At 36.4% G+C, this 10,730-nt stretch carries 11 protein-coding genes; 2 read left to right on the top strand and 9 right to left on the bottom strand.

The genetic code is table 11. The annotated features are described in order from the left end of the window. The first annotated feature begins 87 nt into the window (after nucleotides 1-87). Nucleotides 88-1,179, top strand: a complete 1,092-nt coding sequence (locus FG383_RS16805; protein ID WP_142608555.1) for a M24 family metallopeptidase — start codon at nucleotides 88-90, stop codon at nucleotides 1,177-1,179. Between the two features lie 33 nt (nucleotides 1,180-1,212). Here FG383_RS16805 and FG383_RS16810 read toward each other — a convergent pair whose 3' ends face one another. The 3 genes from FG383_RS16810 to ald all read right to left on the bottom strand — a co-directional run bounded on the left by FG383_RS16810 (nucleotide 1,213) and on the right by ald (nucleotide 3,114). Beyond that, nucleotides 1,213-1,566: a fluoride efflux transporter FluC gene (locus FG383_RS16810; RefSeq protein ID WP_142608556.1), complete on the bottom strand. Its 354-nt coding sequence runs from the start codon at nucleotides 1,564-1,566 to the stop codon at nucleotides 1,213-1,215. Next, nucleotides 1,563-1,934, bottom strand: coding sequence for a fluoride efflux transporter CrcB (gene crcB / locus FG383_RS16815; protein WP_142608557.1), 372 nt, complete (start codon nucleotides 1,932-1,934; stop codon nucleotides 1,563-1,565). Before crcB ends, FG383_RS16810 begins: the two co-directional genes overlap by 4 nt. A gap of 64 nt (nucleotides 1,935-1,998) precedes the next feature. Next, nucleotides 1,999-3,114, bottom strand: a complete 1,116-nt coding sequence (ald, locus tag FG383_RS16820; protein ID WP_142608558.1) for an alanine dehydrogenase — start codon at nucleotides 3,112-3,114, stop codon at nucleotides 1,999-2,001. A gap of 947 nt (nucleotides 3,115-4,061) precedes the next feature. On the opposite strand from ald, the gene FG383_RS16825 reads away from it, so the two are divergent. Then, complete coding sequence (locus tag FG383_RS16825) at nucleotides 4,062-4,514, top strand: universal stress protein (RefSeq protein ID WP_142608559.1); 453 nt, start codon at nucleotides 4,062-4,064, stop codon at nucleotides 4,512-4,514. Between the two features lie 68 nt (nucleotides 4,515-4,582). On the opposite strand, the gene FG383_RS16830 is transcribed toward FG383_RS16825, so the two are convergent. The 6 genes from FG383_RS16830 to mbcS form a co-directional block, all read right to left on the bottom strand. Continuing rightward, entirely contained in the window at nucleotides 4,583-5,512 is a 930-nt protein-coding gene (locus FG383_RS16830; protein ID WP_142608560.1) for a class I SAM-dependent methyltransferase, read from the bottom strand. A 61-nt stretch (nucleotides 5,513-5,573) separates the two neighbouring features. Beyond that, on the bottom strand, nucleotides 5,574-6,083 hold the full coding sequence (tpx, locus tag FG383_RS16835; protein ID WP_142608561.1) for a thiol peroxidase: 510 nt from the start codon (nucleotides 6,081-6,083) through the stop codon (nucleotides 5,574-5,576). Nucleotides 6,084-6,119: 36 nt separating this feature from the next. Continuing rightward, the gene (locus FG383_RS16840; protein ID WP_142608562.1) at nucleotides 6,120-6,701 is read right to left on the bottom strand and encodes an RDD family protein; all 582 of its coding nucleotides are present in this window, start codon (nucleotides 6,699-6,701) and stop codon (nucleotides 6,120-6,122) included. A 12-nt stretch (nucleotides 6,702-6,713) separates the two neighbouring features. Then, nucleotides 6,714-7,727, bottom strand: a complete 1,014-nt coding sequence (gene sppA, locus FG383_RS16845; RefSeq protein WP_142608563.1) for a signal peptide peptidase SppA — start codon at nucleotides 7,725-7,727, stop codon at nucleotides 6,714-6,716. Nucleotides 7,728-7,828: 101 nt separating this feature from the next. Then, entirely contained in the window at nucleotides 7,829-8,743 is a 915-nt protein-coding gene (gene rarD, locus FG383_RS16850) for an EamA family transporter RarD (RefSeq protein ID WP_142608564.1), read from the bottom strand. A gap of 129 nt (nucleotides 8,744-8,872) precedes the next feature. Continuing rightward, nucleotides 8,873-10,441, bottom strand: a complete 1,569-nt coding sequence (mbcS, locus tag FG383_RS16855) for an acyl-CoA synthetase MbcS (protein WP_142608565.1) — start codon at nucleotides 10,439-10,441, stop codon at nucleotides 8,873-8,875. Nucleotides 10,442-10,730 lie beyond the last annotated feature (289 nt).

Genomic DNA, 10,730 nt, shown 5'->3' on the forward strand with positions numbered 1-10,730 from the left:
TATACTTCTTCTGTATTCATTCTACGTAGATGCGATATTTCCTTTATTCTGCTATTCTTAATTTATAAATTTAAAAGAGGTGTCCGTATGAATCAAGTCAAAAAAATCCAAAACTTTCTACAAACGAACAATATCGAAGCAGCTTTCATCACCACTCCGGATAATGTATTTTACTTCACTGGTTTCCGAAGCAATCCACATGAGCGCTTACTTGGTGTAGCTATTTTTAAAGAAGCAGAGCCTTTTATCATTTGTCCGCAAATGGAAATCCCAGATGCAAAAGTTGCCGGCTGGCAAGGTCAAATTGTTGGCCATCAAGATACGGAAAATGCATGGGATATTGTCGTACAAACAATGAAAGAAAAAGCAGGAGATATTACGACGCTCGCAGTGGAAAAAGCACATTTAACTGTAGAAAGATTAGAAGCATTAGTAGAAAGAATTCCTGCTTTACAAGTTTCGAGAATCGATGAAAAAATCAACGATCTTCGCGTGATTAAATCCGAAGAAGAATTAGAAAATATGCGAAAAGCAGCCGAACTTGCAGATTATGCTATTGAAGTAGGATGTAAAGAAATTGCAGAAGGTAAAACGGAGATCGAAATATTAAACGCAATCGAACTGGCTGTAAAAGAAAAAGGCGCTGCCCAAATGTCTTTCGATACAATGGTACTTAGTGGACCCAAAACAGCTTCTCCGCACGGAACGCCTGGAGACCGTAAAATCCAAAAAGGCGACTTTATTTTATTCGATCTTGGTGTAGTTTATAATGGCTATTGTTCTGACATCACACGCACGGTTGCTTTTGGGGAACCATCACCTGATAAACGTGAGATATATGAAACCGTTCGACGTGCAGAAGAAGCAGCTGTACAAGCTGTAAAACCAGGAATTACTGCGATGGAACTAGATAAAATAGCTCGTGATGTCATTACAGATGCAGGCTACGGAGAGTACTTTACCCATCGTTTAGGGCATGGACTTGGAATTTCTGTACATGAGTTCCCATCTATTACTGGTGTAAATGAGATGAAATTGGAAACTGGTATGGTATTCACAATTGAACCTGGCATTTACCACCCAGAAATAACAGGCGTTCGCATTGAAGATGATGTGGTTGTCACAGCAGACGGCGTCGAAGTTTTAACTAAATTCCCGAAAGAATTACAAATCTTATAAGTAAAACAAAAGCATCCTAGCAAGGGTGCTTTTTTATCTACCTAACAAATAGCCTAAAAATGCAAATACTAATCCTCCTGCGTAAGTAATCACAAAGTACAATACCCATGTTCGTGGATATTTTTGAAGGATAAACAGTTCTTTATGGAGAGTAGAAAAAGTCGTAAAAGCTCCTAGAAATCCGGTACCAATAAGTAAAATGTAGATATCCTTTAAGCCAACGTTTAAAATGAATCCAAGGAGAAAAGAGCCGATCAAATTAACTGCAAGTGTTCCAAGAGGCAAACGATCTACTACAGTTTTGTTCCATTTTTGAGAAGTATAATACCTTGCAATCGCTCCTAAAAATCCTCCAGTTCCTACTGCTAAAACATAATAAACATTCATTCCATCACCTCTTTTTTCCATCCTAAATTACTCATAAAAATACCACCAACAATACTTACAACTATATACAAGAAAGCTAGTAACATTTTTCCTTGTTCAAACAATTCAACAGTTTCCACACTCAAAGCGGAAAAAGTAGTAAAGGAACCTAAAAAGCCTGTACCAATGACCGTCTTTAACTGGCTAGACAAAGAGAAAAATCTAGAAGTTAAAAAGGTCAACGCATAACAACCAACTAAATTAACGAGTAATGTTGCAAATGGAAAAAGGGAATTAGAAAAAAAGAGAATCCCTACTAAGTAACGTGAAATGGCACCTAAAGATCCAGCTAATCCAATATATAAATAAATCAATTGTATCCACTCCATTATGCTGCGTAATGAGAAATCACCCAAATCCTTTAACAGAGTTGGGTGATAGTTTGTCCTATTATTAATTCAAAAGCGTTGCAACATCTACATAAGGTAATCCTTGTGCTTCAGCAACTGCTTTAAATGTTACATGACCTGCTAGCGTATTAATACCTTTTTGTAATGCAAGATTATCCAAACAAGCTTGTTTATAGCCTTTATTTGCTATTTGAAGCGCGTAAGGTACTGTTGCATTGATCAATGCCATTGTTGACGTTCTAGGAACTGCTCCAGGCATATTCGCCACGGCATAATGCACAACACCATGCTTTTCATATGTTGGATTATCATGCGTTGTAATACGGTCAGAAGTTTCGAAAATTCCACCTTGGTCAATAGCAATGTCGATCACTACAGAACCTGGAGACATAGATTTAATCATTTCTTCTGAAACAAGCTTCGGTGCTTTTGCCCCCGGAATAAGAACTGCTCCAACGACTAAATCGGCCTCTCTTACTGCTTCTCCGATATTATATGGATTAGAGATTAAAGTTTGTACTTGACTCCCAAATAAATCTTCTAATTGACGAAGACGATCTGGGTTTAAGTCAATAATCGTTACTTGGGCACCCATACCTAACGCCACTTTTGCTGCGTTTGTACCGGCAATACCACCACCCACTATTGCTACTTTCGCTCGTGGAACACCTGGTACTCCACCAAGTAATATTCCTTTACCACCGTTAATTTGTTCTAAATATTGAGCACCAATTTGAGTTGCCATACGCCCTGCTACTTCACTCATTGGAGATAGTAATGGAAGTGTATTATTCGGAAGTTGCACTGTTTCATAAGCTATAGCAGTTACTTTCTTTTCCAGAAGCACTCTTGTTAAATCATCTTCTGGTGCTAAATGTAAATAAGTGAAAAGGATAGATTCTTCTCGTATAAGATCAAATTCAGCATGTGTAGGTTCTTTTACTTTCATTACCATCTCTTGATCCCATGCTTCTTGTGCCGTTTGAACGATGGTTGCTCCAGCATCAATATAATCTTGATCTGTAAAGCTCGAACCTATTCCTGCTCCACTTTCAATATATACCTCATGATTATAGTGTGTTAAACTCACTACCCCAGCAGGTGTCATTGCCACACGGTTTTCATTGTTTTTTGTTTCTTTCGGAATTCCAATACGCATTTTTATATCCCCCTATGTAATACGATATTGTTGGATGAATGATTCGTCTAGCTACGTTAATCACTTTCGAACAATTCCATTTTATCACTTCTATATTCATAATGCTTCAATAATTTGAATAATATAAGCGCTCCGTGCAAATTCTCATAAAAATAACATACTTATTGATTATCGTAATTTATTCAATGCAGTATTAACACTATAGTAAAATGTTCAATTACGTCTTCGGAGTACTCTGAATTTGAATTTTTAGTAACACCTTTACCGAGAATTCAATAGTGGGATGCGGCAAAGCCGCATCCCCTATTCTTTCGATAATCCTATTACTTCTATTCATCCCTCGTACTCCTACAACGTATTTGAACAAAATACAAAAGCTTTAGATTAATGAGAGAATAGCTCCTTTCTCATATCTTAAAAGGCAGCCAAAAATACAATTTTGGCTGCTTACCACCTCTCTATATGTTTTCCGCCTTACTATTATTTAAAAAGTGTCACCCTTTTAGTTAGTATTACTATGGTCATGGTGTTTCTTTGTAAAGAATAAAAAAGAGACTTCCAATAAGATAAGAAATGTGCTTGCGAAATTGCATCTTCGCAAGCTTTCTTAATAGAAAGTATATCCTATCTTCTTATCCAAAGCATTTGCATTTTTCACTTGAACTTTTTCGGGTAGGGACGGACAAATACCTGCCACAAGATTATCTGGAAAAATGTTTAGGGGTGTGACAAAGTCACACCCCTAAACATTGTTTTTACGATATTGGTGTAGCAATCATTTCGTCCAAAGCAATCCGAAGATATAGAAGTGTAAGCCATGCCCTTGTTCATTTCTTGACAGAATAAAATAACTATTCAACAAATGTGTAAAAATAAATAATAAAAATAAGCAGGAATATGTCAATTAATATCGAAATATATATATAAAGAAAAAGGAGGTTTTTATCATGACATTAAAATATAAACAAATTCTCGTTGCAGTGGACGGTTCAAAAGAAGCGGAGTATGCATTTAAGAAGTCAGTTTCTATCGCAGCTAGAAACAATGCAACATTAAATTTAGTTAATATCATTGATACAAGGTCGTTTGCTGCAATTGAAGCATATGACCGCTCCATAGCTGAAAGAGCTCAAACATTTGCAGAAGAATTGCTAGAAGGTTATAAAACAGAGGCACATGCTGGCGGAGTCCAACATGTAAATGTCATCGTTGATTATGGTTCTCCAAAAACGATGATTTCTAAAGACCTTGCTAAAAAAGTGGTAGCAGATTTAATTATTTGTGGTGCCACTGGTTTGAATGCGATGGAACGATTTTTAATTGGTAGTGTGTCCGAGTATATTGTACGCTCCGCATCTTGCGACGTATTAGTTGTTCGTACAGAAGAAATTCCTGACTAAGAAAAGCTTAAGCAAATAATTTAATTATTTTAATATTAGGTAAAGGGTAGCCCGTGAGGACTACCCTTTTATTTTGCGTTTTCTTCTTGCCATATGTCTATTTTTTGGAAAAATAATTCCATTGCTTCTTTATTCGTCATATTTGGAACTTTTGCAAGCAATACTTCACGTGGTCCCTTTAAATCTTCCCTTTTCTTTTGCAACACCAACAAGCTTTTCTCTTGTCCTTTTGTTTTAAAAATAGAAGCGGGGAATTGAATGACTGCTTGAATCCATCCATTTTCTTTCATAAACTTATGAAGCTGCGGTGCTTGTTTAGATTCAAAAATAGTGTTTGGCACTAAAAAGTATAAATATCCACCTGGCTTTACATGCTTCATCGATTGTTCGATGAATAAATGATGAGCATAAGACATTTCCTCTTTACTATGCAAAAAATAGTCCTGTGCTGTTTCATCATCTGGATAATATCCAACTGGTAAATCACTTACTACTACATCCACAGGATCTATTAATAATGGTTTTAAAGCATCTTGTCGGAATAGTTGAATATCATGTGTAAGCAATTCTCCAGTTTGAGCTGCTAGTTGTATTAATAACTCATCTATTTCTACACCGTAAGCATGATTTTCAGAAGGCAATGCATTCATCACTGTATAAAGCAAATTTCCCGTTCCAAATGCAGGATCCAAAATGGACAATTCTTTTTTGTCTTTTGCCACTACTTTTACAAAATAACTTACTAGAAGTCCAATAGCATCTGGTGTCATTTGGTGATTCACTTGAGAAGTTGATTTCATTCCTTTTAATATCGCCAATTGAATCGCTTTTCGAATTTGTTCTTTCGTCGGGTTAGTTACTGTAGGCACTTTTTTGTCTTCTAACCATAATTCTAGCGCGTATACTACCCCTTCTAAGTAAGTGGCTGATTGTTGTTCTTCTATAAATGTACTTTCTTGATCTATAAACGTAAATATTTGTTCGACATTGGTGTGCATCTATACATCCCTCAAATGAAAACCCACTAAACTAGAATTAGCTGAGTGGGTTTGATTTTATTTATTTGTTTGTTGCTTGTTTAACTGCTTCTAATGCTTTGTCGTAGTCTGGATGATTCGTTCCTTCACTTACATATTCAGCGTAAGTAACAACATCATTTTTATCCACTACGAATACAGAACGCGTTAATAAACGCAATTCTTTTATACCAACACCGAATGCTTCTGCGAATGAAAAATCACGGTGGTCAGATAGAGTTTGAATAGCATCTGCAGCGTTTGCTCCACACCAACGTGCTTGAGCGAATGGTAAGTCAGCAGAAATTGTTAAAATCACAACATCTTCACCTAAACTAGCAGCAGCTTGATTGAATGTGTTTGTTTGCGTTGAACAAACGCCTGTATCAAGTGATGGGACTACACTGATTAAACGTACTTTACCTGCAGAATCTTGTAGCGTTACTGGTGATAAATCATTTGCTAACACCGTAAAGTTCGGTGCTTTCTCGCCAACTACTACTTCTTGACCAACTAAAGTTACTGGATTGTTTTTAAATGTTACTTGTGCCATAAATATGTAGCCTCCTTTTTCATTACCTTCATCTTACTAGAATACATTCTGTTCTTGCAACTCTTTTGCAACAGAAGTACGTTCATATTCAAGTTTTTCTTTTTTATCATACACTGCTTCATGAACGACTAGAGTGTCTGCGATAAAATCATGAATAGCTTGTTTTTTCGGTGTAAATGCAGTAACAAGATACGGAATATTTAAAGGGATGACGGAAATAAGTCTTCCAATCCATTCTCTAAATAAGACTGTACTCCATGTTAAATTCGCCCCATCTTTCGACACAACTCGAATGCCAAATATCATTTTCCCAACTGTTTGACTACAAAATTTAGTCATCAGAACAAAATATGCATAGAATAGAAGCGCTGTAATAAGACTAAATGGCGCATACCAAACCGGATTACTTAGATCCAACGAAAAGAGCCGGAATACAGGTTTAATAATCAACATACCGATAGAAGATAATATTAGGATATCCGCTGTATAAGCCCAAAATCGAATCCAAAAACCAGCAGCTTTATGTTCATAATTCGCTGTCCGATGAACTATCTCATGTTCAATTTTTGTTGTATTTTCTTGTACATGCTGTTCATCTGGCTGTTCAATCTCACTCATCTAAACTCCTCCTTAATTATTTCCGTATAAGTACATCATTTTAGGTGCACTATTATCAGCGATTAACTTCCCAATAAGTTTCGATTCCATATCAACACCTAAAAACGATTGTGCTTTCATGGCAAATAAAGAAGCAAAGCTCTGCGAGTATCCATACTCAAATACTTCCGCATTTTCTAAGTTATAATCAGTTTTGATCGCTGCTACCACGTCTTCTACAAACCCAAAATCATCTGCAAGCCCAGCTTCAATAGCTTGACGACCATTCACAATTCGACCATCTGCTACTTTTTTCACTTCTGCTTCCGTCATATTTCGCCCTTGTGCAATAATATCGACAAAGTCTTCATATGAATCATTTAACATTTCTTGCAACATATTTCTTTCTACCTCTGTCATTTCTCTTGTAGGACTCATAATATCTTTATACGGTCCCGATTTTATCGTAACGAACTCAACGCCATATTTTTCAGCTAATTTTCCATAGTTAATGCTTTGCATAATGACACCAATGGAGCCTGTCATCGTTTCTTTGTTTACAAAGATTTTATCGGCTGGTGCTGAAATGTAGTATCCACCTGAAGCAGCCATACCTCCCATTGAAACATAGATTGGTTTAGCCGTTTCTTCTTGAATTTCTTTAATTTCTTTATAAATTTGTGCAGATTCGACCACTCCTCCCCCAGGTGAATTCACTTCCAGCACAATTGCTTTTACGGAATCGTCCTCTTTTACTTGTTCTAATTGTTGTAAAAAGACAGAATGGTTATATCCCTCTGCTGCAAAAAGGGAACCCGCACTTCCCGTATCTTGAATTACCCCGTCTACCGTTAGTAATGCGATACGTTCATTCATACTACCCTCTTCTAATACCGTCTCGAAAAACTCGGCACTCGAAACAGCCGCAAATTCGTCTAACATAGCAGTCCAGTCCTTTGAAAATATACTAGACATCGTATTGACGCCTATGGAAATAACTAATAATACAGATGCTCCTAAAATAGCAAGCCAGCGTTTCATATTCATATTATATTTTCCTCCTTTTGTTCTCATCTTTACTTACGTAAAAAATGTCTAAACGTTTCATAAATAGTTAAAATAATTATTATAGCAATATAAAAATATGCTTATACCTTCCCAACATGCTGTTTACGTTTTCGTACTTCTATAATTTTAGATACAGTAAACAATATAAGTGCACACCAAATAAATGAAAAGGATAAAAATTCGATTTTACTAAACTGCTCCTTATAGATAAACACACCTACTAAAAGCATAAGCGTTGGTGCAATATATTGTATAAACCCAGACAAATATAAAGGAATACTTTTGGTTCCCTTTGCAAATAAAATGAGCGGAACAGCAGTTGCAACACCTGTGAATAAGAGCAAAACTACTGTCATAAAATCAGTTGAAAAAAAGACTGCTTTTTCGGTCGCAACTAAGTAAGCAAAATAGATAAGTGCTACTGGTAGTACAAAGAAAGTTTCAATCGTTAACCCTCTAAGCGCATCCACTTTTAACGTTTTCTTTATCAAACCATAAAAAGCAAATGAAATCGCCAATGAAAAAGAAATCCATGGTACTTGCCCATAAGAAATAGATAAAATCAGAACACCAATAGCTGCAATTATTACCGATAGCACTTGTGCTCTAGATAACTTTTCCTTTAAAAAGACAATTCCAAGTACAACAGAAAGTAATGGATTTATGTAATAACCTAAACTCGTTTGAACTATGTATCCTGCATTTACAGCGAAGATGAATATAAACCAATTTCCTGTTATTAAATAAGAAGCAAGCACTAGACTCCAGAAAGCTTTCTGATCTTTCCATAGTTCTTGTATATCCATCACGAGCTGTTTATAATTACGACCAATAACTACTAGTAACAAAGTAAATACGAATGACCAAATAACACGACCCGCTAATATTTCATCACTTGAAACATGACTGAGCATTTTCCAAAATATTGGCATAAATCCCCATAAAACATATGCAGCAGCGACAATTATAATTCCTTGTTTTTCTTCTGTTTGCACTTCCCCATCTCCTTATTTTTCCACACAAAAATAATAGATTCATTATATGGCTTTAATAGGTTAAAGTAAACAGAAAAAACACGGAGAACATTATTCCTCCGCGCTTTTTAATTTTGATCATATATGTTTTTATTGTTTTCTTTGTCTTAACTCGACTCTTCTAATTTTTCCAGAAGTAGTTTTCGGTAATTCGTTTACGAATTCTATTTCTCTAGGATACTTATATGGAGCAGTAATAGTTTTCACATGATCTTGGAGTTCCTTCACTAATTCAGGGGAACCTTCGTTAGATGTATCCAGTAATACAACAAAAGCTTTCACAATCGTCCCACGAATTTCATTTGGACTACCAACTACGGCACATTCTTGCACTGCAGGATGTTTTGTTAAAGCGTCTTCTACCTCAAAAGGTCCGATGGTGTAACCGGAACTAATAATGATGTCGTCACTTCTACCTTCAAACCAAAAATAGCCGTCCTCGTCTTTCTTCGCTTGGTCACCCGTTATATAATAATCTCCCCTAAATTGCATTGCAGTACGCTCAGGATCTTTTAAATATTCTTTGAAAAGAGCTGGAGTTTCTATATGCACCGCAATATCTCCAACTTCACCAGGAGCACAAATTTCGCCAAGATCATTAACAATCTCTACTGTATTCCCCGGAGTTGGCTTGCCCATAGAACCAGGTCTAGCTTCCATTCCTTTCATCGTTCCAACGAGTAAAGTATTTTCTGTTTGGCCATACCCATCTCGAACTTCCAGATTGAAATTTCTCTCAAAAATCTCAATTACTTCTCTATTCAATGGTTCTCCTGCGGAAACAGCACTATGAAGTGAAGAAAGGTCATAGTTTGTTAAACCTTCTACTTTTGCCATAATTCTATATTCAGTTGGAGTACAACAAAGCACATTCACTTTTTTCTCTTGAATATTTTTTAAATACGTATTTGGCTCAAATTTACCATTATATACATATCCTATTGCACCACTTCCAAGAACCGCAAGAAACGGACTCCAAATCCATTTTTGCCATCCTGGACTTGCTGTAGCCCAAACGACATCTCCTTCTTGGATACTAAGCCAATTTGGCCCAGATGTACGTAAATGTGCAAATGCCCAAGCATGCGTATGCACAACCCCTTTTGGATTGCCAGTTGTTCCACTTGTATACGATATGAATGCCATATCGTCTTTTAGTGTATCTACTAGTGGAAATACATCATCTTCACTGGTCATTTCATCTGTTAGGGACTTCCAACCACCTTGACTTTTCCCAATCACAAATAATTGTTTATCATCTAAGTTTGACACTTCGTCAAATTGGTCCAAAAATGGCTCAAAGGCAATAATCGCTTTTGCATCACTATGAACAAGTCGATATTCAATATCCTTTGCTCGTAACATTTCTGAACTTGGAATAACAACTAAACCAGCTTTCAGAGCAGCCACGTATACTTCGTATGCTTCTATTAATCGAGGTACCATTACAAGGACGATATCCCCTTTTTTTAGACCATTACGGGTAAATACATTCGCAATTTGGTTGGACCGTTGCATTAATTGTTTATATGTACTCTTTTTCGTTTCTCCGTTTTCGGATTCCCAAATGAGCGCTAATTTTTCTTCGTTTATACTATATTTTTCAAACTCACTTACTAAGTTATAATGAGCTGGCGCGATTAGATCTTGCTTATTCAATACTATTCCTCCTCTACATTATTAGTTAATTATAAAGGAAATTATTAGATTGTTAAATATAAAAATAACTTTCTGAATATAAAAGCGTGAGTGTTTGAATAAGCATAGCGTTTTGCAAGGAACACCTATGCACCGGTAATGCTAACTTGAAGGGTGGCATTTTAGGGATACTGCGTGGTAGTGCGTCAACTAGTGACCGCTAGGATTTTCACTGCAGTCGTACGCTTTCCACCGGGTAAGCGATGAGCCTTCACAGGCGTCCGCCTAAGCGGCGGTGAAGGCTCATCGC

The sequence above is a fragment of the Psychrobacillus soli genome (assembly GCF_006861775.1).
Taxonomy (GTDB): Bacteria; Bacillota; Bacilli; order Bacillales_A; family Planococcaceae; genus Psychrobacillus; species Psychrobacillus soli.

Coding starts and splice junctions, on each gene's coding strand:
- FG383_RS16805 (WP_142608555.1), top strand. CDS start 88: ATGAATCAAGTCAAAAAAATCCAAAACTTTCTACAAACGAACAATATC.
- FG383_RS16810 (WP_142608556.1), bottom strand. CDS start 1,566: ATGAATGTTTATTATGTTTTAGCAGTAGGAACTGGAGGATTTTTAGGA.
- crcB (WP_142608557.1), bottom strand. CDS start 1,934: ATGGAGTGGATACAATTGATTTATTTATATATTGGATTAGCTGGATCT.
- ald (WP_142608558.1), bottom strand. CDS start 3,114: ATGCGTATTGGAATTCCGAAAGAAACAAAAAACAATGAAAACCGTGTG.
- FG383_RS16825 (WP_142608559.1), top strand. CDS start 4,062: ATGACATTAAAATATAAACAAATTCTCGTTGCAGTGGACGGTTCAAAA.
- FG383_RS16830 (WP_142608560.1), bottom strand. CDS start 5,512: ATGCACACCAATGTCGAACAAATATTTACGTTTATAGATCAAGAAAGT.
- tpx (WP_142608561.1), bottom strand. CDS start 6,083: ATGGCACAAGTAACATTTAAAAACAATCCAGTAACTTTAGTTGGTCAA.
- FG383_RS16840 (WP_142608562.1), bottom strand. CDS start 6,701: ATGAGTGAGATTGAACAGCCAGATGAACAGCATGTACAAGAAAATACA.
- sppA (WP_142608563.1), bottom strand. CDS start 7,727: ATGAATATGAAACGCTGGCTTGCTATTTTAGGAGCATCTGTATTATTA.